The 25088-nt window shown below is 48.8% G+C and carries 21 protein-coding genes (1 of these 21 cut by a window edge); 16 read left to right on the top strand and 5 right to left on the bottom strand.

Annotated elements, in window-relative coordinates:
• Nucleotides 1-23: 23 nt before the first annotated feature.
• From HCH_RS32770 to HCH_RS26645, 6 genes are read left to right on the top strand one after another with little or no spacing between them, the layout of a single operon-like run.
• Nucleotides 24-509 carry a GspH/FimT family pseudopilin gene (locus tag HCH_RS32770; protein WP_011399639.1) on the top strand — a complete coding sequence of 162 codons (486 nt, stop codon included), beginning with the start codon at nucleotides 24-26 and terminating at the stop codon, nucleotides 507-509.
• On the top strand, nucleotides 506-976 hold the full coding sequence (pilV, locus tag HCH_RS26665) for a type IV pilus modification protein PilV (RefSeq protein WP_041598958.1): 471 nt from the start codon (nucleotides 506-508) through the stop codon (nucleotides 974-976). Before HCH_RS32770 ends, pilV begins: the two co-directional genes overlap by 4 nt.
• Nucleotides 977-995: 19 nt before the next feature.
• Nucleotides 996-2003 (top strand): PilW family protein, encoded by a 1008-nt coding sequence (locus HCH_RS26660; RefSeq protein WP_041598957.1) that lies wholly within the window; start codon nucleotides 996-998, stop codon nucleotides 2001-2003.
• Between the two features lies 1 nt (nucleotide 2004).
• Nucleotides 2005-2538, top strand: a complete 534-nt coding sequence (locus tag HCH_RS32765; protein WP_011399637.1) for a pilus assembly PilX family protein — start codon at nucleotides 2005-2007, stop codon at nucleotides 2536-2538.
• A gap of 30 nt (nucleotides 2539-2568) precedes the next feature.
• Entirely contained in the window at nucleotides 2569-7077 is a 4509-nt protein-coding gene (locus HCH_RS26650) for a pilus assembly protein (RefSeq protein ID WP_083769829.1), read from the top strand.
• Nucleotides 7078-7081: 4 nt separating this feature from the next.
• Nucleotides 7082-7516, top strand: a complete 435-nt coding sequence (locus HCH_RS26645; RefSeq protein WP_011399635.1) for a type IV pilin protein — start codon at nucleotides 7082-7084, stop codon at nucleotides 7514-7516.
• Between the two features lie 46 nt (nucleotides 7517-7562).
• Here the strand turns inward: HCH_RS26645 and HCH_RS26640 are convergent, their stop codons facing one another.
• The 3 genes from HCH_RS26640 to HCH_RS26630 all read right to left on the bottom strand — a co-directional run bounded on the left by HCH_RS26640 (nucleotide 7563) and on the right by HCH_RS26630 (nucleotide 11187).
• Entirely contained in the window at nucleotides 7563-8096 is a 534-nt protein-coding gene (locus tag HCH_RS26640; protein WP_011399634.1) for a GspH/FimT family pseudopilin, read from the bottom strand.
• Nucleotides 8097-8227: 131 nt separating this feature from the next.
• Complete coding sequence (locus HCH_RS26635) at nucleotides 8228-9586, bottom strand: sigma-54-dependent transcriptional regulator (RefSeq protein ID WP_011399633.1); 1359 nt, start codon at nucleotides 9584-9586, stop codon at nucleotides 8228-8230.
• 11 nt (nucleotides 9587-9597) lie between these two features.
• Entirely contained in the window at nucleotides 9598-11187 is a 1590-nt protein-coding gene (locus HCH_RS26630) for a sensor histidine kinase (protein ID WP_041598955.1), read from the bottom strand.
• A gap of 169 nt (nucleotides 11188-11356) precedes the next feature.
• Here HCH_RS26630 and HCH_RS26625 point away from each other — a divergent pair, with 169 nt between their 5' ends.
• A complete protein-coding gene (locus HCH_RS26625) occupies nucleotides 11357-12985 on the top strand; it encodes an NAD+ synthase (protein WP_041598954.1) in 1629 nt (542 codons plus the stop codon).
• A gap of 67 nt (nucleotides 12986-13052) precedes the next feature.
• Here HCH_RS26625 and HCH_RS26620 read toward each other — a convergent pair whose 3' ends face one another.
• A complete protein-coding gene (locus HCH_RS26620; RefSeq protein ID WP_202945278.1) occupies nucleotides 13053-13907 on the bottom strand; it encodes an outer membrane protein assembly factor BamD in 855 nt (284 codons plus the stop codon).
• Nucleotides 13908-14009: 102 nt separating this feature from the next.
• Between HCH_RS26620 and rluD the strand changes: the two genes are divergently transcribed.
• From rluD to clpB, 3 genes are all read left to right on the top strand, one after another.
• Nucleotides 14010-14969 (top strand): 23S rRNA pseudouridine(1911/1915/1917) synthase RluD, encoded by a 960-nt coding sequence (rluD, locus tag HCH_RS26615; RefSeq protein ID WP_011399629.1) that lies wholly within the window; start codon nucleotides 14010-14012, stop codon nucleotides 14967-14969.
• A 15-nt stretch (nucleotides 14970-14984) separates the two neighbouring features.
• Nucleotides 14985-15749 (top strand): peptidoglycan editing factor PgeF, encoded by a 765-nt coding sequence (gene pgeF, locus HCH_RS26610; RefSeq protein WP_041599977.1) that lies wholly within the window; start codon nucleotides 14985-14987, stop codon nucleotides 15747-15749.
• Nucleotides 15750-15888: 139 nt separating this feature from the next.
• Nucleotides 15889-18468 carry an ATP-dependent chaperone ClpB gene (gene clpB, locus HCH_RS26605; protein ID WP_011399627.1) on the top strand — a complete coding sequence of 860 codons (2580 nt, stop codon included), beginning with the start codon at nucleotides 15889-15891 and terminating at the stop codon, nucleotides 18466-18468.
• Between the two features lie 21 nt (nucleotides 18469-18489).
• On the opposite strand, the gene HCH_RS26600 is transcribed toward clpB, so the two are convergent.
• Nucleotides 18490-18933: a DUF4124 domain-containing protein gene (locus tag HCH_RS26600; RefSeq protein ID WP_011399626.1), complete on the bottom strand. Its 444-nt coding sequence runs from the start codon at nucleotides 18931-18933 to the stop codon at nucleotides 18490-18492.
• A gap of 449 nt (nucleotides 18934-19382) precedes the next feature.
• Between HCH_RS26600 and HCH_RS26595 the strand changes: the two genes are divergently transcribed.
• From HCH_RS26595 to HCH_RS26570, 6 genes are all read left to right on the top strand, one after another.
• Nucleotides 19383-21098: an acetolactate synthase 3 large subunit gene (locus tag HCH_RS26595; RefSeq protein WP_011399625.1), complete on the top strand. Its 1716-nt coding sequence runs from the start codon at nucleotides 19383-19385 to the stop codon at nucleotides 21096-21098.
• Nucleotides 21099-21103: 5 nt separating this feature from the next.
• Nucleotides 21104-21595, top strand: a complete 492-nt coding sequence (ilvN, locus tag HCH_RS26590; protein WP_011399624.1) for an acetolactate synthase small subunit — start codon at nucleotides 21104-21106, stop codon at nucleotides 21593-21595.
• Between the two features lie 40 nt (nucleotides 21596-21635).
• On the top strand, nucleotides 21636-22652 hold the full coding sequence (ilvC, locus tag HCH_RS26585; RefSeq protein WP_011399623.1) for a ketol-acid reductoisomerase: 1017 nt from the start codon (nucleotides 21636-21638) through the stop codon (nucleotides 22650-22652).
• Nucleotides 22653-22770: 118 nt separating this feature from the next.
• Nucleotides 22771-23607 (top strand): CDP-diacylglycerol--serine O-phosphatidyltransferase, encoded by an 837-nt coding sequence (pssA, locus tag HCH_RS26580; RefSeq protein WP_041598953.1) that lies wholly within the window; start codon nucleotides 22771-22773, stop codon nucleotides 23605-23607.
• Nucleotides 23608-23686: 79 nt separating this feature from the next.
• The gene (gene msrP, locus HCH_RS26575) at nucleotides 23687-24697 is read left to right on the top strand and encodes a protein-methionine-sulfoxide reductase catalytic subunit MsrP (protein ID WP_011399621.1); all 1011 of its coding nucleotides are present in this window, start codon (nucleotides 23687-23689) and stop codon (nucleotides 24695-24697) included.
• A 1-nt stretch (nucleotide 24698) separates the two neighbouring features.
• Nucleotides 24699-25088, top strand: partial view of a sulfite oxidase heme-binding subunit YedZ gene (locus HCH_RS26570; protein ID WP_011399620.1) — the 5' portion only. It continues 225 nt past the right edge of the window; only the first 390 of its 615 coding nucleotides appear in the window; the start codon lies at nucleotides 24699-24701; the stop codon falls past the right edge of the window.

Raw genomic sequence — 25088 nt, 5'->3', positions numbered from 1 at the left:
GTGCTGAAGAAGGATGAGAATCTATGAAGCAGAAAGGTTTTACATTAGTTGAGTTGATGGTCGTCTTAACGATTATCGCAATCGCATTAGCATTTGGGCTTCCCGGAATGGGGTATGTTATCGACAGCAACAGACTTACCTCAAGCACAAACGAACTGGTAGGGGCGCTAAATTTTGCTAGGTCGGAAGCTGTAAAGCGAGGCCGTACTACTCGGATTGCTGCTTCCAGTGGCGGTACAGGATGGCAAGGAGGGTATCGGGTCTGGATCGATACGGACAACGATGGCTCCTATGACGCTGGTGAAGAGCAGCTTCGGATCTTCGATGCATTTAAAGATGAGACTACTGCGACGGGCCCATCAACAGCGATTTCATTTTCTGGCTCTGGCTTCGCCTCGGTCGCCGCGAGTATCAAGTTATGTAGTGGTAATAATAATATAGCCACTGGCCGCAAGGTTGACGTTTCTTCGGCTGGCCGTGTAACGATTATCGATGAGGTGTGCCCATGATAGGCGGACAGAAGGGTTTCACATTAATAGAGATATTGGTTGCGGTAGTTATCCTGGCGATTGGGTTGCTCGGAATTGCCGGCTTACAGGTTATGTCTGTCAAGAGTTCTACAAACGCGAACCTGCGAAGCGTTGCTGTTTATCTTGCCAATGACATGGCCGACAGGATCAGGGCTAATAATGTTGGTGTGGCTGCGGGAAATTACGACAACGAAACGGGGTCTACTAAGAATGCAGCTTGCCTTACCACAACAGGTTGTACCGCTGCGCAAATGGCTGCGAATGATAAATTCGAGTGGTTGCAAGAACTAGAAGATGAGTTACCTGGCGGTGCTGGAACCATTGTTAACAATGGCGGTTTATTTACTGTTACTGTCACATGGAATGATCGAGTCAAGCAAGCAGAGGGAGCGGATGCGGATACTTCCAGCGAGCAGAGCACGGTTTCACTTACCTTTCAGCCCTAATACGTAAAAGGCACACATTATGAGCAGGTTGATTGCACAAAAAGGATTATCACTCGTTGAGGTGATGATTGCATTAGCGCTTAGTGCACTATTACTTATTGGGATTTTCCAAATATTTAATTCAAACAAACAAGCGTTTCAACTTCAGGATGGCTATGCCAGAGTTCAAGAGAGTGGGCGACTGGCAATGGAAATGCTGAATAGAGATATAAGAAACGCCGCCTATACTGGGTGCTCAAATGGTGTGAACTTCAATAGCATTGTTGAGCCGTCCAAATATAAAGCAGGTATCCCTGACTTTGACTCAAGTAAAGGAATTGTTGCGTATAATAATATATCGACTATCGCAAGTGGCAGTGAGTTGAATAATTTTGGCTTAACTGTGGGTACTGCAAGTGGGCAGATTATTGCTGGTACTGATGCCATTGTTATAAAAGGGGCTTCGCCCTGTGATGGAGGAAAGGTTGTTTCGTATAACCAATCCTCTGCTAGTTTTAAGATAGAAGACGCTAAAGCATGCGGGATAAACCAGAATGATATAGTCGTTGTGTCTAATTGTCAGTATGCGGATATGTTTGCAATTACAAATAATCCGATTTCAGGAGGAAGTATAGATACAGTGACTCATGGTGCCAACTGGAATATATCTCCACCTAAACTGGAGGGTAGCTACTCAAATGATTCATTCTTGTTAAGATATACAGCTAAGGTTTACTACGTGGCTAATGGAGCAAATAGCAGGCCATCATTGTTTGTTACTCAATTAGAAGGAACCACACTTGTTACTCATGAGTTAGCGGAAGGTATTTCAGACATGCAGTTCCTTATGGGAGAGGACAGCTCCGGCGCTGATAAATCAGTAGATAGATTTCTTGAGCCAGAGGATGCAGCCTTATTAATAGGTCGTATAGTTGCAGTGAAAACGAGTTTTACTTTGGAGTCTGAGGATAATGTACTTACTATCTCTGGTAATCCTCTCACTACAACGTTTCAATCAGTTAGTACTTTAAGAAATAGGGTTAATTGAGATGAAAGTTAGCAATAAGCAGTCAGGCGCAGCCCTGTTCGTCAGTTTGATACTGCTCCTTGTACTTACAATACTTGGCCTTGCCTCAATGAACGATAGCGTTATGCAGGGAAAAATGGCAGGCGCAGTTCAAGACTCGAACATAGCTTTGCAAGGGGTTGAGGCGACTTTGCGCGAGGCTGAAAGCTTTATTGAGACTGGGGTAGCGAGTACAGCTGCGTTTGATGATACAGGCGGGCTGTATGCTATGAACTCTACAACTGTTCCTGATCCATTCTCTACGAGTGACTGGGCTAATGGGGCCAAGGTAAAAAGTGCGACTAAAGTTAGTGGCTTGAGTGAAGCCCCTAAGTATTTTATCCAGCATGTTGGCAAAGTTGCTGCTCCTGACGAGAAAACAAAACTGAATATTGAAACATACAGCCATGAGTCGGGAGCAGGCGAAATTGTGGGCTTTAAAATTATCGCGCGGAGTACAGGGGCGTCAGGAGTGTCGCAACGTATTGTCGAAAGTTATTACGGTAAGCGATTCTAATAATTGCTGTAAGTTATTGGAGGGATTGGTATGAAAAAGTATATCAAGAAAAGTTTTTGGTTTGCCGCTGGCTTTTGGCTGGTCGCGCCAGTCTACTCATACTCGGCTGGTTATACCCCAGGCTTAAAGAGCTTGGCTGATGAGCCTCTATACTTGTCGGGTGGTTTGAAAAGTAACCTGATGGTTATTGTTGACGACTCAGGAAGTATGGACTGGGAAACAATGTTCGATACGCCTGGGGGATTATTATATCTGGATACAGATGGGCGCTTTGCAAGTGGTGGTGTAATGAATACATATGGATCTGCTTCATATGGGTATTTATTTCCCAATGGGTCCAGTACGAACTATTACGCCTCCTCTCAATCGAGCAGTGGCGGGATGCTACTAACAGGATGGAAAGAGATTGCCCCTATTAAAGCATATGCTTTTGCTCGTAGCTCAGAATACAACAAGGCGTATTATGATCCTAATGAGACCTATACTCCTTGGCCATTATATGGTGAGTTGGACTCTCCGTTTGAAGGAAAGATAACTAGCATACCTAATGCAAGTGTTACTGCTACGCGCTATGACCCTCTTATTCCAACAAGAACGATTTCACTGTTCTCTGATTTTAATACAAGTACGAACGGATCTGGCTGGGGTTTTTATATTGGTCGTAATAATATGCCCTGTGAGATGTCTACATTCGAAACTTGTGGTACGACTAACGATAAGCACTATACATACTATCCTGGGACTTATTATCTAAAAAATTCAACGAGCACATATAGATATTACACTGATGTGCCAATAACTATATCAAACAGCCAAATATTTGAGGCGGAAGATAATTACTCGTCTGGGACTGTCTTTAGAAAAGGCGCAGTCTTAAACAGTTCCGGTTGGCTGTCCAATTACTCAGACATTGCAGCGGATGCATCTAAAGGCGAGTTTGTTGGAACTAGAAATCAAGGTGGAAGTAGTAACTCTAGCAATAGTATACCTCCTTCGTCTAACGGGGAAGTGTCTATTAATGTTACTTTGACAGGTAAGGTAAAGATATGGATTCGTCGCTGGTTTCCATCCAGTAATGACGATTCTTTCTGGATCAACATGGTGGGGTACAAGAATACTGATTTTACTATGCCCACTAATTCTGGTAATTGGTTCTCAAGTGGTGGTGAGCACTGGAATAAATGGTTTAATGATCATGCAAACTCTTACTCTTGGGACTGGGAGGAGTTTGGGAGCGTTACTTTATCTTCCCCTGCGACGCTAAGAATTAGACATCGCGAAGACGGCGGATATATTGACCAAATACTGGTTACGACAGATGAGAGTATAACCCCTTCTGGCAAAGCGACGTATACAACTGGAGCCTATGTGGAGCGGAGCTGCGCGACAGATGTATCTTACTCCTATTATGAAGATTATATCTCCTCTCCAAATAGCTTTGTATTTTCAGATAATGTCGTCGCACTTGGGCCGGATGGCGCTTGTTTGCAGCAATATAAAATTACCGGCTCAGACTCAGACACTTTTAGTAATGGTAGTACCGCCAGAACTGGCGTAACAGTCCTTGAAGAAAAGCAAAACTTTGCAAACTGGTTTTCTTTTTACCGTCGCAGACATCAAGCGACTCGCGGAGCTATTGGTAAGGCATTCCAAAGCGTTAACGGCATACGGACGGGTATGTTTACCATTAACGATGCGGCAAGCGGTTCGCCCCCTGCTGTAGCTATGAATGAAATGGACCAAACGGATGGCGTCAATAAGTTCTTGAAGGACCTATATAATGATGTTGGTAGTGGTTCTACACCGCTGAGAGCTGCATTAAACCATGCAGGTAAACAGTATAAAAATAACTCGACTATTATCCAGGGCGCTTGTCAAAAGAACTTTGCGCTTCTATTTACTGATGGTTTTAATAATGGAGCGATTTCAGGTATTGGCGATGTCGATACGGCGGAAGGTGCGCCTTATGCTGATGAGACAGCTCAGGAAAATACGCTGGCGGATGTCGCCATGAAGTATTACAAAGATAATTTAAATGCCAGCATGAAAGCTGGGCAAGTGCCTATTGATACCGAAGCCTGTAATGCAATTGAGGCTGGAAAGGCTTCACCCGAAGACTGTAATAAGAATTTGCATATGAATACTTATACCGTTGGCTTGGGGAGCCTGGGGAAATATGTGTTCGGACAGGATTTCCCAGGAGGTGGCGGTAAATATATGACGGTGAAGGACGCTTATGCCCATCCCCCAGCCTGGAAAGTTGATGGAACGACGGACAATGAGAGTCAGGTTGATGATCTGTACCATGCGGCTGTGAATGGGCGGGGTGAAATCTTCTCCGCAGATCGCCCGTCAGCCTTGGGAGACGCGATTGGCAACGCTGTGAAGTCGATACTAAAAAAGACGGGTGCCTCATCTGGAGTGACTTTCAATACCTCGTCACTGCAAACAGACAGTGTAGTATTTGCTGCAACCTTCAGCTCGGCGACTTGGGAAGGAGACTTGAAGGCTGTTCGGCTTGACCCGAAGACAGGGGATGTACTTGGTAATGCCTGGACTGCAAAGACGGATCTGGACTCCAGGAGTTATACGTCAAGATTGATTCTGACTTACGATAACGATTCGGCTGCAGATAGCGGTGGAAGTGTTGGGCATAAAGGAGGGGTTGTCTTCAGTGCGGACACCGATTCCAATTGGTCTAATCTGACTAAGGCTCAGAAAGCTGATTTGCTGTACGGAAAGGACTTAACGGGTCTGGATGAAAGCCAGCAAAGGGCATTGGCTAAACCTCTCGTAGATTTCATTCGCGGAGACACGACTAATGAAGGTAAGTCTTTGCGAGATAGGTCGAGTCGGCTTGGAGATATTATAAACTCAACGCCTGTATATGTAGGCGCGCCGTCTCAAGGTTACCCTGATAAAGCGCCTTTTGGCGTGGCCCCTGGAGCTCCTGCGTCCACTACAGTGGACCCCTATTCCACTTTCGCGGCGACGACGAGAACACCTACTGTTTATGTCGGCTCAAATGATGGCATGCTGCATGGCTTTAATGGGAAAGAGTCTGGAAGTGGCGCAGGAGAGGAAGTGCTGGCCTATATCCCGGCGAAAGTCTTCTCTGATGGCGCATATTCTGGTCTGCATTACTTGGCGGACCCTGATTACGGTCACAAGAGTTACGTTGACTTGACGCCTATTGCGGCTGATGTATGGATTGATCCTGCAGGCGGTAGCTCACGCTCATGGCGTACAGTGTTGGTCGGCGGTTTACGCGGCGGCGGTAAGGGGCTTTTCGCCTTAGATGTGACGAATCCAGCCAATTTCACTGCCGGTAAAGCGGACGATATTGTTATGTGGGAGTTTACAGACAAGGATGACTCTGATTTGGGGTATATCACCTCTCCTCCTGTAGTGGCCATGATGAATAATGGCAAATGGGCTTTGATATTTGGAAATGGCTACAATGCTGGCAGCGATGCTTCAACAACGGATGACTCAACTAAATTGATGATTCTATTTATTGAAGACGGTGCTGATGGTACTTGGACGGTTGGCGACGACTATGTAGAGATAGAAATTGATGATGGCACTGGTTCGTTGTCTGGAGGTCTAGGAGGCGTCGCGGTTGCGGATTTGGACGGCGATAGAGTCGCTGATCGCGTATATGCCGGCGACACGCGTGGCAATATGTGGGCGTTTGATGTGTCTAGTTCGAATAAAAGCTCATGGAAGGTGGCTTACAAGTCCGGCAGTACTCCGCAACCCCTGTTTACTGCGAAGGATAGCGGAGGCAAGATCCAGCCGATTACTGGCGCGCCAAACTTAACGTTCCATCCAACTGACAACACAGGAGCCGCGCCTAATGTAGTGGTGGTGTTTGGTACAGGACGGTATTTAACTACTGAGGATCCCAGCATTACAGATGTTCAAACGTTCTATGCGGTATGGGACCACGGTGAGAAAGAGATGACACGAAGCGACTTAGCTAGCCGTAAGCTGACTCAAGAAGTTGTTACTATTGGCGGCAAAAAATACTGGAAGAGACTTACCTCTAGTACGGTGACTGACCCTTGGGCAGCCCCCTACCATGGTTGGTATATGGACTTGGACGCGAAAACCCCTGGCGGTTCCAATATCGATTCTGAAGACGGCGAGCGTGTAATCGACAAAGTTTATATCAGGGGAGGGTTGGCTGTTTTTAGCACCCTGGTTCCATTGGACGGAGTAGGCGGTTGCCAAAGCGTTGGCCGCAGTTGGCTAATGGTGCTGCCAATTAAGGATGGACTACCTCCCGACTCGCCGACGCTTGACTTGAATAATGATGGATTGATTAACAGTACAGATGTGATCTCTGTGGGCAAAGGGCCGACTATCATTGATGAAGATGGTGACCCTGATAACCCTCAACCTAACAAGCCTGTGTGTCTTGGTAATTTCTGTTACGGAATCACTGAGGGTGGCGAGATTGTTAAAGACTTAGTTGACTTCGGCAAAGGCTCTGAAAGAGAAGGGCGTCTTGGATGGCGAGAGCTAGTGGAGTAAAGGCATGCAGATGAAATTGAATAACAAAGGATTTACCTTGGTTGAGCTGCTCATAGTGGTAGCAATCTTGGGCGTAATTGCTGCTTTCGCCTATCCCAGCTATCAGGAGTCTGTGGCGAAATCGCGAAGAGCTGATGCGCAGGGAGCCCTCATCGGGCTCTCCTCAGCCCTTGAGCGCTTTTATAGTGAAGGCTTCACCTACGGCGGTGCGGCGGAGGGGAGTAAGAACACTGGGGCCCCATTGCCGGCGCTTTATCCTTCCCAGGCTCCTCTGGATAGCGGGACAAAATACTACAATTTGAGGATTACCGCCTCTACGACGAATAGCTTCACTATTCAGGCCCAACCTATAGGAGCGATGGTTGGGGATCGGTGCGGCAATTTGCAGTTAACTTCGACTGGAGTGAGGACTGCTGGTGAAGGCGATTGCTGGAGATAGTTCTCGTGCTACATGGAGCGAAGGCGCAGTTGCGCCTTCCTTTGTTTTATTTACATTTTAGTGATTCAAGTAGCTTGGGAGTTAGTTCTCTGGAAACTCTTGCCCGCCCTCCTCGATTTATGACTATCGCCCTGGCAAGAGCCGAGTTTTGATTTTTGTGGCATAGAACCAAGGTTCCATTTTGCCTATAAGTTAATCCAGTTGGCAGAAAGCGTATAAATTTCTTCCCGCCCCAGCTCCTCCATATCAATTGATAGTCAGAAGACGGCTCGAATTTGAGTAGAACCGTTTCACTATCTATCTCTTTATCGTCATTTGAATCAATAAATACATAGAGTGGATTATTCCAGTTTTCGTCACAGCTTCTAGCATTAGAAGAAGGGCAGAGGGTCACCTCTTGTTTGGTGCTTACGGCGGTATTGCGGGTAAAGTTTATGACGCTCAATAACTGGTTAGTTTCAGAAATAGCCTTCTGATTTTGAATAAACTGGAGAAATTGCGGATAGCCTATGCCGGCGACAATGCCAACAATGGCTAGAACAGCCAAAAGCTCAATGAGGGTGAATCCCTTGCGGTGCATAGTTCAGTTCCTTCTGTTTGGTTAAACCGATTCCAATCGGAAGGCGTATTATGCAGATTTTTGAGCGTTTGGCTAGTGTTTGATCAAGGAGGCTGAATTTTGCCCAGATGGTCTTGGCTAGTTGGGATGGATTACTCCATCCCCAGCTTTTTCAGGCGGTAGCGAAGGGCTCGAAAGCTGATGCCCAGCTTCTTGGCGGCAGCCGTTTTATTCCATCGTGTTTCTTCAAGGGCTTTCTCAATAGCTTGCTTTTCGATGTTTTCGAGAAAGTGTTCAAGGTTAACTTTGTTCTCGTCGAACTCAGGAACATCCAGCTCCATTGAGTCGGATGTTAAACCCTCGGTATCTGTTTTAGGCAGATGGATGTCCTCTTCGTTAATGACATCGTCTTCGCACAGGGTAAAAGCGCGCTCCATAATATTTTCCAGTTCGCGAACGTTGCCTGGAAAATAATAAGACTCCAGTTTCTGCATCGCTGACTTGCTAATTGATGCGTTGGGGATCTCACATTCGTCCGCTAATTGTTTAAGGAAATGATTAGCGAGAAGGGGGATGTCTTCTTTGCGTTGGCGTAAGCTTGGGACTCTCAGCTCGATGACATTTATTCGATAAAAAAGGTCCTGACGGAACCGGCCTTCATCTACTTCGCTGTGCAAATCTTTATGGGTGGCGGAGAGTATGCGTACATCAATGGGGATCTCCTTCTGTTCACCGACTGGACGAACTGCTTTTTCCTGAATGGCGCGGAGAAGTTTAACCTGCATCGTCAGCGGTAAATCGGCGACTTCGTCGAGAAACAGGGTCCCGCCATTCGCAGCTTGAAATAACCCCACTTTATTTTCAACAGCGCCGGTAAACGCACCTTTCTTGTGGCCAAAGAATTCGCTCTCCATCAGCTCGCTGGGTATAGCGCCACAGTTGACTGGCACAAAGGGCCCTTCGCTGCGAGGCCCCTGTTCATGGATCGATTTGGCGACCATTTCTTTGCCGCTGCCTGACTCGCCGCTGATATAGATAGGCGCCTGGCTGCGCGCGAGTTTTCTGATTTGCCCGCGTAGCTTATCCATCGTGGATGATTCGCCGAGCAATTGGGTTACTTGAGGGGTTGCTTTGGGGGCGTCATTTTTTGGCAGTTTCAATGCGCTGTTAACCAGCTCACGCAGGCGCGCAAGATCTACAGGCTTGGAGACAAAGTCGAAGGCGCCGGCTTTAAGCGCAGAAATCGCCGTGTCTATACTGCCATAAGCTGTAATGACCGCTACAGGCGTATTGGATGATTGCTTCTGGATATGGGCGACAAGGTCGATGCCATTGCCGTCCGGCATATTCATGTCAGTCAGTACAAGGCTAAAGCTCTCTTCGCTTAATAGTTGTTTGGCCTGCGTGATATTTTCCGCCGCCCGTGTTTCTATCTGCATGCGGCTTAAAGTGATTTCCAGTAATGCGCGGATATCGGGTTCGTCGTCGACAATGAGTACTTTTTTTATCATAACTGATTGTTCTATATAGCTCGTTTCGGATGGGGAAAGGTGATGCGGAAGCAGCCGCCCCCTTCCTGTCTTGTGAGATAGTCTAATTGCGCCTGATTAGCTTCACACAGCTCTTTGGATAAGTATAAACCCAAGCCTGTCCCTTTGGGGTCGGTTGTGAAAAATGGCTCAAATAGATGATTTAACTGGTCCTCATTAATGCCTGGGCCAATATCTATAACGTCAATAAAAGCTTGTCCTGTCTCTTCAATCTCGCCTACGACCAGCTTAACCCAGGAACGTGCGCTTTCCTGCTTGCTGTAGCGTAGTCCGTTGCCGACTAAATTGTTAAGAATTTGGTTTAAGTGATTGGGGTCGAACCGGCCTTGAATATCCTTTTTTAGAGGCAGAATTTCTATTTCGGCATCACGCGTGCCAGCTGCAGTGTAATCACAGACAAAATCTGTCAGCCAGGCGATCAGGGATAGCATTTGTGGCGAACTGACTTTGCGGCGGGACAGACTCAGTACGTTTTCGATGATGCCATTCATTCGTGTGGCGTGACGTAAAATAATCTCGGCCATTTGTTTGTCGGGAGGAGTCAGTTCCGGTGACTCCAATAACAGCTGTGCGGCATGGCTGGCTGCGCCCAGAGGATTCCTTATTTCATGAGCGATGCCAGCAGTGAGTCGGCCAAGCGAGGCCAGCTTCAGTTGCTGGGCCTGTTGGGCGATTTTTCCGGTATCTTCGAGGAAGATTAGAATGTCCTGCCCCTCCTCCTTTTGCAAAATAGCAAAATTAGCTTGCAGAGGAGCTCTATTGGCGGAGCCCCGAAATGGGGTGGTCTTTTTGCTGGGATCGTTTTGCCACTCTTGTAATCGGTGTAACAAGTCCTCTGGTAGAGTAGTCAGCTCATGTGAATCATCGACGCTCAGCAGGCTTTGTGCGGCCTGGTTGGCCATTCTTACTCCGCCTTTTTCATCTGCGACGATAATACCGGTTAACATTCGTTGAATGATCTGATGATTGAGGCGTTCCAGTTCCAGGATGTTTTGCGCACGCTTGCGCGCAAGATTTTCACTGGTTGCAATACGTATGGAGAGGTTTTTCACGAGCAATGCGGTGGCGAAGTACACCACCCCTAAAATACCCGCACGGAATACGTCATCTACATCGCTGTACTGCGCTACCATTCGATATATTTCCTGGGAGACGACGCCCAGGCTGGCGATCGCCGCCAATAAGGTTCCTAATTGCCCTCGTAATATTATGTTGCCGGCGGCGACGCTAATGACCACCATATTTCCCAGACCGCTGGACACGCCTGTCCCACACAGTAACATGGCGGAGATTAGGAGTAGCTCCAAAACCACAGACACCATGGCGTGACGCAGCTCCGGCCGAAATCCCGCCAGCAGTAAAAAGCCTGTAAATACGTGAATCGCCAGGTAACAGATAACGGCGACTTCGAAGTAAAACGGGGAAAGGTACTGGCTGACACTGCTCGGGTTTTGCAGGTACAAGGCGCTCACCAGAATGATGCCCACCGTCACCCTGTAATGGTTATAAACCCGGAACAGACGATTGGTGGTTTGTTCTACATCGGTGCTTAAATCAGACATGCGCGGAGCCTGCAACAAAACTATCCTTGAAGAAGTGAGCGGTATGTTTAATTCGATGTTGGCGGAGAAGTGTCCGGCATTGGAATTAATTCGGTATAGTGCTCAGAATTTTAATGAAAACAGTATAATGCAAACTTTCCCAATGTTTGTGTGACAGATGGTAACCAGAATGACGCAGCTTAAAGTCGCTTTCGCTCAGATCGACTGTCTGGTCGGAGATATTCCCGGCAATGTCGACAAAGTAATAGAAGCCGCAGAGACGGCGAAAACGAAATATAACGCCGACTTGGTGATATTCCCCGAGTTAACTTTGACCGGCTACCCGCCTGAAGATCTTTTGTTAAGGGCCAGCCTGCAAGTCAGAGTCGAGAAGGCCTTGGAGCGGATTCTGTACACTGTGAAGGATATTGCTTTGGTTATCGGCTTTCCTTGGAGAGAACAGGGTAAATTATTCAATTGCGCAGCTTTTATTGATGGTGGCGAGATAAAGGCGAAGTATCGTAAAAAATGCTTGCCGAATTATCAGGTGTTTGACGAGAAGCGCTATTTCGAACCTGGTTCTGACACCGTAGTGTTACCATGGAGAGGCTTTAATCTGGGCGTCTCTATCTGTGAGGATGTTTGGGAAGAAGAGCCTATTGCTGCGACGGCCGCCGCAGGCGCTGATTTTATTGTCAATATAAATGCTTCCCCGTACGACATAGCCAAGCTCCAGCAAAGGCGCACGCTTGTGCAGTCGCGCGCTGTAACCAACAGTGTGCCAATCCTGTATGTGAATATGATTGGCGGACAGGATGAACTGATTTTTGATGGCGGTTCGTTTGCGGTTAATCGTCACGGGCGTGTTTGCTTCAGCGCGCCTCAATTTGAAGAAGGGATATTTTTGCTCGAATTGAATGACGTCATTCATGGCGAAGGGCAAGAGACTGCTGAACCCGCTCCCACTATGGCGGTGGAGGCGAGCATCTATAAAGCGCTGGTGACCGGGGTAAGGGATTATGTAAATAAAAACCGGTTCAAATCGGTAGTCATTGGTTTGTCCGGCGGCATTGACTCTGCTGTTACGTTGGCGGTTGCTGTCGATGCGATCGGCGCTGATCGGGTGAGGGCGGTGATGATGCCATTCCGCTATACCTCACAAATGAGTCTGGAGGACGCTGAGGCTGAAGCGAAAGCCCTGGGCGTTCAGTATGAGGTAGTTCCAATCGAGCCAATTTACGATCAGTTTATGGGAGCGTTGAATCCCCTGTTCGCCGGCTTGGATCGAGATACGACGGAAGAGAATATTCAGGCGCGAATACGTGGCGTTATTCTGATGGGGATCTCGAATAAAACAGGTGCGTTGGTGTTGACCACTGGCAATAAAAGCGAAATGGCTGTTGGCTATGCAACTCTGTATGGCGACATGGCGGGGGGGTATGATGTCCTGAAGGATGTGTTTAAAACCATGGTGTTTCGCCTAGCCTGGTACCGTAACACGCTGTCTCCAGTTATCCCGGAAAGGGTCATTACACGTCCCCCATCTGCTGAACTGGCTCCAGACCAGAAAGATGAGGACAGCTTGCCTCCCTATGAAATTCTGGATGAAATATTGTCCCTGTACGTTGAGCATGATGTCAGCGCCGACGGCATTGTTGCGAAAGGCTTCGATAAGGAAACGGTATACCGAGTGGTGCGTCTGGTTGATATCAACGAATATAAGCGTCGCCAGGCTCCAATAGGAGCAAGAATCACCATGCGAGGGTTTGGGAGGGATCGTCGCTACCCGATAACCTCCGGCTGGAAATTGGGGGAGTAGGTGCGTTTTCTTGAGGGTAGTAATAGAAAAGGCCGCTGATGCGGCCTTTTCTACATATGGACTTAGGTTAGTCGCCAAGCCCAAAGTCGAAATCAAAGACGCTGCTGATATTGCGGTCCTCTTCTTTGAATTCTGATCCATTGAAGCGCATGTTGGCGTCGAACGATTTGTGATCCGGATAGCTTGCGGCGAGTAAGACTAATGCGTCATCTGCATGACGCTGCATGCCCAGATACCTATAAAGCTCAACCATCAAGGATAACGCTTCCGGCACGACAGGCGTATCGGGATAATTTTCAACGACATATTGCGCGCGAGCGACCGCCGCCACGTAGGCTTGGCGGCGAATGTAATAGCGCGCGACATGCATTTCATATTGCGCCAACCGCTCTTTTATCGCCAGCATGCGCTTTTCCGCGTCAGCCGCGTAGGGGCTGTCTGGGAAATTAGTGACAAGCGTCGAGAAATCTCTGAAAGCCTCTTTCGCACGCCCTGGGTCACGAGAGTTGACGTCGATAGGGAGAAATCTGGGACCTAAACCCAAATCGGCATAATAGGCGGCCAGCCCTTTAATATAGTAGGCATAGTCCACGTGAGGGCTTTCAGGGTGCAGGCGGATAAATCGCTCTGCCGCCGACTCCGCCCGCTCTGGATTGAGAGAGTTATAGTGGGCGTAAATCAAATCCAGCTGCGCTTGCTCCGCATAGCGCCCGAATGGATGGTAAGTCTCCAAGTCTTCAAGGTGACGCGCCGCCTCCAGAAAGTTACCTGAGTCCAAAGCGGATTTAGCCTTGTCGTAGTATTCCTTTTCACTCAACACTTGTGGCGGGGCGGAGGCGCATGCTGTCAGCAGAACAAAGGCCAGCATGGCAAAAAGGGCGCGAATACGATGCATATTTGAATTAAACTTCACTAATTTCATGGAATAGAGCAGTCTTGCGCAGCAAGGCTTTCGTGAATATTGGCGCGCCATTATTCCACAACCATAGTTTTGACAACACCCCACAGCCGACGGATTTAATTTATGAGTCATCGCATACAACAGTCATTGATTGTTCCCGCTGAGCTTGGCGAGCAGCGGTTGGATATGGCTGCAAGCGAGCTAATGCCCGAATATTCAAGGTCCCGGATACAAAACTGGATTAAGCAGGGCGCTCTGCGCGTCAATGGGAAGCAGGTTAAACCTAAAGAAAAGGTAATCGAGGGCGACCAGGTTGAGCTGGATGTCGAACTGGAAGCGCAAGGCGACTGGGAGGCGCAGCCAATTGCTCTGGATGTTGTTTTCGAAGATGAACATCTTCTGGTTATTAATAAGCAAGCGGACTTTGTGGTCCATCCTGCTGCTGGGCATAGCGACGGAACGGTAGTTAATGCAGTCTTGCACCACTGTCCTGCTTTGTCGGAACTGCCCCGCGCTGGAATTGTGCATCGGCTGGATAAGGATACGACTGGCTTGATGGTTATCGCCAAAACACTCATTGCGCATAACTCTCTCGTTGAGCAGCTGCAGGCCCGAGAAATGGGACGAGAGTATGAGTGTGTCGTATACGGTGAATTAACCGGCGGGGGCGTGGTGGAGGCGGCTATTGGTCGGCATCCGCAAAATCGTCAAAAGATGGCCGTAACTCGCGGAGGGAAAGACGCAGTCACCCATTACAGGCTTATTCGACGTTGGCGCGGCTTCACGCATCTGAGATTGAAGCTGGAAACAGGTCGGACCCATCAGATCCGTGTGCACATGGCGCATATTCACCACTCAATACTGGGAGATCCGTTATACGGGAGTCGCCCTCGCCTGCCAAAGGGGCTTTCAGCGGAAACTATTGAATATTTGCAAACTTTTGGCAGGCAAGCGCTACATGCGAAAGCGCTGGAGCTATCTCACCCGGTGACGGGCGAGCTGCTGAGCTGGGAAGTGGGCTTGCCCGAGGACATGATTAACTTACTAAACCGCTTGGATTCAGAAGAAGAGGGCGCTTCCTAGGTGGGGGCCAGTAGATTGCAGCTAATTCGGCCTGATTGGCCCGTTCCCGCCAATATCCGCTCCTTGGTTACGATGCGAACTGGCGGGGCCAGCCAGCGGGAATTCGCCAGCATGAATCTTGGCGGTCATGTAGGGGATGAGGCTGGCTCTGTCGAGACTAATAGGCGTCTCCTCGCCGCAGAAGCAAACCTGCCTGTTGATCGTTTCCATTGGTTAGAACAGGTGCATGGCGTTGATGTGGCCATGTTGAATGATGTAAAGCCTGCTCAGGTTCCTCGCGCTGATGCTGCGTTTACATCTCAGTTACAGCAAGCATGTTGCATCCTGACTGCAGACTGTCTTCCCGTACTATTCGCTGCATCTGATGGCTCCTCTGTGGCCGCGGCTCATGCAGGTTGGCGGGGACTGGCCGCTGGTGTGCTAGAAAATACCGCCAAATGTTTTAATGAGCCGACAGAGTTGTTGGTTTGGCTTGGACCTGCGATTAGTCAGGCGGCTTTCGAAGTTGGACAGGAAGTAATGGATGCTTTTGTCGCACAGGATTCGGCCTCTGCTGCTTGCTTTACCCCTTCATCCCCTGAGGCCGGTAAGTGGCGTGCGGACTTGTACGCTCTGGCTCGGCGTAGGCTGCATAGCCTCGGAATTACACAAGTTTTCGGAGGCGACTGTTGCACTTACACGGACTCAGACAGATTTTTCTCCTACCGTAGAGATGGCGTAACGGGACGTATGGCGTCAGTTATTTGGCTGGACTCTTCTCCAGAGAATATTCGGGCTTGAGATAGGTCAAAATCCAGTTCACTTTCTTTATCCTCCTCGCGTACAGCCTTGAAGCTTTCAGAGTGTGGCCCCACATTTTCGTTAATTGAAACTGCGTCATGGTGCGCGCGGGTAACATCGGAATTTTGGGGTAATGCAGATGCGATTTGATAAATTCACCAGCCGTCTCCAGATGGCGATATCAGAAGCCCAGTCGCTTGCTTTGGGTAAAGATCATAACTTCATAGAGCCTGTCCACTTATTCCAATCACTGTTGAATCAGTCTGGAGGCTCCACCGCGCCATTGTTACAGCAAGCCGGCGTTGACGTGGCTCGCTTTAAGTCCCTGCTGGCGCAGGAACTGGATAAGCTCCCGCAGGTTCAGGGCTCTGACGCGGACGTTCACTTATCCAATGATTTGGGGCGACTATTGAACCTGGCGGATAAGCTTGCGCAGAAGCGCAGTGATCAATTTATTTCCAGTGAGCTGGTGCTTTTAGCGGCAGTGGATGACCGGGGAGTCGTTGGAAAGCTGCTAAAAGAATGCGGTGCTGATAAACAAAGACTGGAGAGGGCGATAGAGACTATGCGTGGCGGTGAAAAAGTGCAAGATCAAGGGGCGGAAGAGAGTCGTCAGGCGCTCGATCGCTTCACCATCGACCTTACCTCCCGGGCGACGGAAGGCAAGTTGGACCCAGTTATTGGCCGGGACGATGAAATCCGCAGAACGATTCAAGTGTTGCAGCGTCGTCGCAAAAACAATCCTGTTTTGATTGGCGAACCGGGTGTAGGTAAAACCGCCATTGTGGAAGGGCTCGCGCAACGTATTGTGAATGGTGAAGTTCCTGAAGGGCTGAAAAATAAGCGCGTACTGGCTTTGGATATGGGAGCTCTGATAGCAGGGGCCAAATTCCGCGGCGAGTTCGAGGAGCGTCTGAAGGGGGTTCTCAATGAATTGGCGAAGCAAGAGGGGCAGATCATTTTATTTATCGATGAGCTCCATACTATGGTTGGCGCAGGGAAGGCGGAGGGCGCGATGGACGCAGGCAATATGTTAAAGCCTGCATTGGCTCGGGGAGAGCTGCATTGCGTTGGGGCCACGACATTGGATGAATACCGTGAGTTCATTGAAAAGGACGCTGCTTTGGAGCGTCGCTTTCAGAAAGTGTTGGTGGATGAGCCGAATGTTGAGGATACCATCGCAATATTGCGTGGCTTGAAGGAGCGCTACGAGGTTCACCATGGAGTTGAAATCACTGACAGCGCCATCATCGCAGCGGCGAAGTTGTCGCATCGATACATTACAGACCGCCAGCTGCCTGACAAAGCTATAGATTTGGTCGACGAAGCCGCCAGTCAGATTCGGATGGAGATAGATTCCAAGCCCGAGCCGCTGGATAGATTGGAGCGCCGCTTGATTCAGTTGAAGATGCAGCGGGAAGCGCTGAAAAAAGAGAAGGATGCGGCATCCAAAAAAAGCGTGGATGAGCTGAATACGCAAATTGATGAGATGGAAAAGGAATTTGCGGATCTTGAAGAAGTGTGGAGCTCTGAAAAAGCGGCGCTACAAGGTACGCAGCAAATCAAGAGCCAGCTGGAACAGGCTCGAGTGGACTTGGAAAACGCCCGCAGACAGGGCGACCTGACTCGAATGTCAGAACTTCAATACGGGCGTATTCCTGAACTGGAGAAGCAGCTGGATATGGCGAGCCAGGCGGAAATGCTGGAAATGCGCTTGCTACGCAATAAGGTTTCAGAAGAGGAAATTGCTGAAATCGTCTCCAAGTGGACCGGTATCCCGGTCGCTAAAATGCTCGAAGGCGAGCGTGAGAAGCTATTGCGCATGGAAGAAGCATTGCATCAGCGTGTGATAGGACAGGATGAAGCCGTCGTGGCGGTTGCTAATGCTGTGCGTCGCTCCAGGGCGGGTTTGAGCGACCCCAATCGTCCGAACGGTTCGTTTCTGTTCTTGGGACCGACAGGGGTTGGTAAAACGGAACTATGTAAGTCTCTGGCGGGCTTCCTGTTTGACACTGAAGAAGCGATGGTGCGCATCGATATGTCGGAGTTTATGGAAAAGCATTCCGTCGCGAGATTAATTGGCGCGCCTCCGGGCTATGTGGGCTATGAAGAGGGCGGCTATTTGACTGAAGCTGTCAGACGCAAGCCCTATTCTGTCCTGCTTTTGGATGAAGTGGAAAAGGCGCATCCAGATGTATTCAACATCTTGCTGCAAGTGCTTGAAGACGGTCGCCTGACGGATGGACAGGGGCGTACGGTAGACTTTCGCAATACAGTCATTGTTATGACTTCTAACCTAGGGTCTGACCTGATTCAAGCGATGGGCGGACAGGATGAAAACTACAACGAAATAAAAGACGCTGTGCTGGAAGTGGTTGGCAGGCACTTCCGCCCAGAGTTCATCAACCGAATCGACGAGGTGGTCGTCTTCCATCCGTTAACCGCTGAACAAATTCGCGGCATCGCGCTGATTCAGCTGGAAATTTTGAATCGTCGTTTGCAAGAACAAGATCTGAAAGTGGAACTGAGCGCGGAAGCTATGGCGACATTGGCGGAAGTAGGTTTTGATCCCATATACGGAGCGCGCCCGCTGAAACGGGCGATACAGCAACGCGTAGAGAACCCGTTAGCTCAATCTATACTCAATGGCGAGTTTCAGCGGGGGGATGTAATTGCAGTGGAAGTGGAAGGTGGTAAGTTGGTGTTTAGGCGGAAATAGCATGACAGGAGTGCGGAGCGCTTATAGCTCTCCGCACATCTCGTCAATTCTTTTCTGTGTGCTTTTGCGCTTATCCAGTATTTCTTCAGGCGTTAAATATCGTAAGCTACCGTCTTCCTGCTTTTCGCGAATACGTGCGCTATTCGTCATAGTTTGCAGGTACTCTTTTAGCTGGGCGCACATTTCTTTTAATTGAGCATCGGCCTCAGCATTTTCTTGAGCTTGTTGCGCCCTGATTTTTTCCAATTCCTGCTGGTCGCTTAGCTGTTGAGACTGTTCATTCAAGTCTTGTCTTTCTTTAGTCGGTGTTCCTGTTTGAACGTTGAGTTCTTCACTGGTTTTAAAATCCGGTTTTTTATCAGAGTAGTGGATAACGCCATTCTCATCGGTCCACTTATACACGCCGCTTGCAAAGGACAGTGAACTGATACTTAACAAAAAAACGGAAAAGATGGCTGTACGCATAAAATCAAGGATCTCCAAGCCACTGAAATTCATAAACAACAGAGAGTACATAATACCGGAAAGATAGATGAAAGCGCAGCATTGGTAAAGCCGCGGAAGCCGTGAAATGTGTATTTTCTATTGACAGAGACGGACGGGATGTCAGAATTGTCGATTGCTCGAACATCGGCGTAACTTTTACGGCAAAACCAACAAAGCTACGGGCGATTATGACCACACGATATCTGCAGACCACAGACTCCTAACACCAGGAGCAGTCTTTGAGTAAATGCCCAACAGGCATGTGTGAGCAAGTCAAGAGATAACCTCTCGCGATAAACAGCTAGTGTGGCGGCGTCCACCATATGTATCCTTTTGGGTCTATATTTGAGTGGAAGTTATTAGCAACCAGCCCTAATTCGCGCTGACGCATTCTGCGCGTATTAAGAGAGGAAGACGTGACGGCAGAAATGTTATCCGGCGCCGATATGATCGTGCGCTTTCTGCAAGACGAGGGTATCGAATACATATATGGATATCCTGGCGGCGCAGTGCTTCATATATATGACGCGCTGTTTCGCCAAAACAAAGTAAAGCATATCCTGGTGAGACATGAGCAAGCTGCCGCCCATATGGCGGATGGTTATGCTCGGGCGACCGGCAAGCCTGGCGTAGTTCTGGTGACTTCAGGCCCTGGCGCCACCAATACCGTGACAGGTATTGCGACAGCCTACATGGATTCGATTCCCATGGTGGTGCTGTGTGGGCAGGTTCCCTCTACACTGATTGGCGAAGACGCGTTTCAGGAGACTGACATGATGGGTGTTTCTCGTCCTGTCGTGAAGCATAACCTGAGTGTCAGAGATCCTAGTGAAATCCCCGTCGTATTGAAAAAAGCCTTTTATCTGGCCTCCACTGGTCGTCCTGGGCCAGTCGTAGTCGATATTCCTAAGGATATGACTACGCCCAACGAGAGGTACGAGTACGTATACCCCAAAAAGGTAAAAATGCGTTCATACAGTCCGCCTACTCGCGGACATGCCGGGCAGATAAGAAAAGCGGTGGATATGATGATGGCGGCCAAACGCCCCATTATATACGCAGGCGGCGGTATTGTTCTTGGGCATGCCTCCAAAGAATTGGTTGATCTGTCACATCAGTTGAACTTTCCAGTGACCACGACACTGATGGGAATTGGCGGCTTTCCCGCTGATGACAAACACAGTCTTGGCTGGTTGGGAATGCATGGTAGCTATGAATCCAATATGGCTATGCATCATAGTGATCTGATTGTGGCTGTCGGCGCGCGATTTGATGACCGCGTCACCAATGCGACGGAAAAGTTCTGCCCAGGCGCAAAAATTATCCACGTGGATATCGACCCTGCATCCATCTCGAAAACCGTTCAGGTTGACGTTCCTATCGTAGGGCCAGCCGCTTCCGTATTGCGCGATATGATTGCGTTTGTGAAAGAGGATAACTCACGTCCTGATAAGGAAGCGCTGACCTCATGGTGGAAGCAGATTGATGAATGGCGCGCTTACCACGGAGGTCGCTATCGTACCGACGACAGCGAGATGCTCAAGCCGCAGCGGGTAATTGAAACGCTGTGCAAGATTACGGAAGGCAATGCCTATGTCACCACCGACGTTGGCCAGCATCAGATGTTTACGGCGCAGTATTACCGCTTCAACAAACCCAATCGTTGGATTAACTCCGGCGGTTTGGGAACGATGGGCTTTGGTCTACCCGCCGCGATGGGCGTTAAATTGAGCTTTCCAGACGAAGAAGTTGTTTGCGTGACGGGCGAGGGCAGTATTCAAATGAATATTCAAGAGCTCTCAACCTGTAAGCAGTTCAATCTGCCCATAAAGATTATCAACCTGAACAACCGTTCTTTGGGGATGGTTCGCCAGTGGCAGGATATGAACTATGAGGCGCGTCACTCGCAGTCTTATATGGAGTCTCTGCCGGACTTTATGGCCTTGGCTGAGGCGTACGGGCACGTCGGGATTACCATTCGTAAGCCGGAAGAGCTTGAGGATGGCTTGAAAAAAGCTTTTGCGATGAAAGACCGATTGGTGTTTGTCGATATATACATTGACCCTCATGAGCACGTTTACCCGATGCAAGTCGCGCGCGGCTCAATGAAAGACATGTGGCTCAGCAAAACGGAGAGGGTGTAAACGGCATGCGTCGAATTATATCTATGCTACTGGAAAACGAGCCTGGCGCTTTGTCTCGAGTCGTTGGGCTGTTTTCGCAGCGGAATTACAACATTGAAACGCTGACCGTGGCGCCCACTGAAGATGCTACGCTCTCAAGGCTAACCGTCACGACGATAGGCTCAGACAGGGTTATTGAGCAGATTACCAAACAACTGAACAAGTTGGTGGAAGTCGTGAAAGTAGTCGATTTGACAGAGGGCGCACATATTGAACGTGAGCTGATGTTGATCAAGCTTAAAGCCAGTGGCGCATTAAGAGCTGAAATAAAGAGAACGGCTGATATTTTCCGGGGCCAGATTGTTGACGTGACCAGTACGGTCTATACCGTTCAATTAACCGGAGACAGCGACAAATTAGATGCTTTTATCCAGGCGATTGGAAAAAGCAGTGTGTTAGAAGTCGTGCGCAGCGGAGTGTCCGGTATTGCGCGCGGTGAAAAAACATTATCAGTTTAACGAGTAAGGGCGCGAGCGCGCACAGAAATAGGTGAATAAAATGCAAGTTTATTACGATAAAGATTGTGACCTTTCCATCATCCAGGGCAAGAAAGTTGCAATTATTGGCTATGGCTCTCAGGGGCATGCGCATGCTAACAACCTGAAGGACTCCGGTGTTGATGTATGTGTTGGTTTGCGTAAAGGGTCTGGTTCCTGGGCCAAAGCTGAAAACGCAGGACTTGCAGTTAAGGAAGTGGCGGAAGCGGTTGCTGGCGCAGATGTTGTAATGATTCTGACCCCGGACGAGTTTCAGGCGCAACTATACAAGTCTGAAATCGAACCGAATCTTAAGAGTGGCGCAACGCTGGCGTTCGCTCACGGTTTCAGCATTCATTACAACCAAATCGTTCCCCGTGCAGATTTGGACGTCATTATGATCGCACCCAAGGCTCCTGGGCATACAGTTCGCTCTGAGTTCGTAAAAGGTGGCGGCATTCCTGATTTGATCGCTATTTTCCAAGACGCATCTGGCTCAGCAAAAGATTTGGCTCTTTCTTATGCTAGCGGCGTTGGCGGAGGTCGTACCGGTATCATCGAGACTACGTTTAAAGATGAAACCGAAACAGACCTGTTTGGTGAACAAGCGGTGTTATGCGGTGGCGCTGTAGAGCTGGTTAAAGCTGGTTTCGAGACGCTGGTGGAAGCTGGCTACGCGCCGGAAATGGCGTACTTCGAGTGTCTACATGAATTGAAGCTCATTGTTGATCTGATGTACGAAGGCGGTATCGCCAACATGAATTACTCCATTTCCAATAATGCGGAATATGGCGAGTATGTCACTGGTCCTGAGGTTATCAATGATCAATCCAGGGCTGCAATGCGCAATGCTCTGAAACGGATTCAAGATGGCGAGTACGCCAAAATGTTTATCGCTGAAGGCGCTCATAACTACCCATCAATGACTGCTTATCGTCGCAATAACGCCGCCCACCCGATTGAGCAAGTGGGTGAAAAGCTGCGTAGCATGATGCCCTGGATTGCATCCAATAAAATCGTAGATAAGTCCAAAAACTGATCAGCGATAAGGCTATAAACCTGAAAACGCGGCGTAAGCCGCGTTTTTTTTGGGACTGGTTGTCTAATCCTGCTCTCATGTATAGTTGTTTGCTCTATTGGAAATTATTGAGTGATATATGACCTCTTCAAACTCTAAAAAAGAAGTCGAGCTTGCTGACATCAAGGCTGATGTCCCCCGCAAAGATGAAACGGTTGCAGGGGCTGAAGTTGTTGAAGAAGAAGTCGTCGGTGGGGCCAAGGTGCGGCGGAGAGGGGTATACTTGTTACCCAACCTTTTTACTACGGGGTCCTTGTTTTCAGGCTTTTACGCTATTGTCGCCGCAATGCATGGAAACTTTGAGAATGCCGCCATTGCGATATTCATATGCATGATTCTCGATGGCTTGGATGGGCGAGTGGCGCGCTTGACCAATACGCAAAGCGCGTTTGGCGCCGAGTATGACAGTCTGGCTGATATGGTGGCGTTTGGTGTGGCTCCTGCGCTAGTAGCTTTCACCTGGACACTCTCTGACTTGGGGAAAATTGGCTGGGTCGCTGCTTTTATTTATGTAGCGGGCGCAGCGCTACGATTAGCTAGATTTAATACCCAGATAGGGTCGGTGGATAAAAAGTACTTTGTTGGCCTCCCTAGCCCCTCCGCCGCTGCAGTCGTCGCGGGAACGGTTTGGACATTGCACACATTGGAACACTCCATTTGGCTATCTTATGGCGCTGTGCTGATTGTCGCTGGCGCCGGCGTATTGATGGTCAGCAACATTCTGTTTTATAGCTTTAAGGAGTTCGACCTCAAAGGACGAGTGCCTTTTGTCGCCATACTGGTCGTTGTATTGATCTACGCGGTCATTGCCACGGCTCCTGCGCAGGTGCTGTTGGGCGGCTTTTTGCTGTACACCATTTCAGGTCCGTTCCAGGCGCTGCAGCGCTGGAGAAAAAAGAAACGGCAGGCCAATTGAATTTTTTCTGATCCACGCGGTCTAACCTAGGTGTGAATTATTGATTTAGTTGTTACACCTTGTTGGAAGGACCGCTTCGATGCTCATCAAAACCTCTTCAGATATTCCTTCATCAGAGATAACCGACGAAAAAACTTATCTGTCCCGCCGTAGCTTTATGAAAGGCGTGGCGGTCGCAGCGGTATCAAGCTCCGCTGCAGGGTCATTAATTGGTTGTACTAGCTCTGCAAGTGCGGCGGTTACTCCTTCAAGGAAGGCATGGGAAAAGTTGACGGCTCCCCTGTTTCAAAACATTAAAGCCGGGTCTTTTAATACTTCTGAAGAGCAAACACCCTACGAAGATATTCTTCGCTATAACAACTTCTATGAGTTTGGTACTGATAAAACAGATCCATCCAAGTATGCGGAGCAGTTGGATATTCAGCCATGGTCCATCAAAGTGGATGGTGACTGTGGAAAGCCTGGAAATTATCAGCTTGAAGATATAATCAAAGAAAGTCAGCTGGAAGAGCGTGTGTATCGTCTGCGTTGCGTCGAAGCCTGGTCGATGGTGATTCCTTGGGTTGGAATACCCATGGCGAATATCCTGAAAAAGTTTGAGCCTAATTCTCATGCGAAATATGTCGCTTTTGAGACTTTGGTCAGACCGGAGCAAATGCCTGGGCAGCGCTCACTATTTAGCAGCATTGAGTGGCCCTATAGAGAAGGGTTGAGAATTGACGAGGCTATGCATCCTCTTACTCTGGCGGCAGTCGGCCTTTACGGCAAAATCCTCCCAAATCAAAACGGCGCCCCGATACGGTTGGTGACTCCATGGAAATATGGCTTTAAAAGTATTAAGTCGATTGTTGGGATTAAATTCATGAGGGAGGAGCCGTATACGACATGGAGTGCTTTGGCTCCCAACGAGTATGGCTTCTACGCCAACGTAAACCCTAATGTTGACCACCCCCGCTGGAGCCAGAAAACAGAACGACGTTTACCTGGTGGATTATTTGGACCTAAGCGCATAGATACCCTTATGTTCAATGGCTATGCAGATGAGGTGGCGAGTCTCTACGCGGGTTTTGACTTAAGGAAGAACTACTAACATGGCTGCAAATAAATGGGGCGTAGCTCGTTGGTGGGGAATATTTTTGCTATCTCTAGGGCCATTAGTGTTCTTGATGTACCGGGTCGTCTCCCGAGACTTAGGGCCAGATCCTGGTGAAGCGATTACGCGCTTTTCAGGCCTTTGGGCTTTGAACTTCCTATTAATAACGCTTGCGGTCACTCCAGTAAATCAATGGTTAAAGCTACGTTGGTTGGTTCGCTACCGAAGAATGCTGGGGCTTTATTCCTGGTTCTATGCGACATTGCACTTTGCGGCGGGCTTCTTGCTGGTGCTGGATATTCAAAATTTTATCCAAGAAATAACTAAGCGCCCTTATATAACAGTAGGCTTCGTGGCTTTTGTGATTCTGGTGATGCTTGCTATGACA

The organism is Hahella chejuensis KCTC 2396, assembly GCF_000012985.1.
Classification (GTDB): domain Bacteria; phylum Pseudomonadota; class Gammaproteobacteria; order Pseudomonadales; family Oleiphilaceae; genus Hahella; species Hahella chejuensis.
This window is presented reverse-complemented; position numbering and strand designations above follow the sequence as displayed.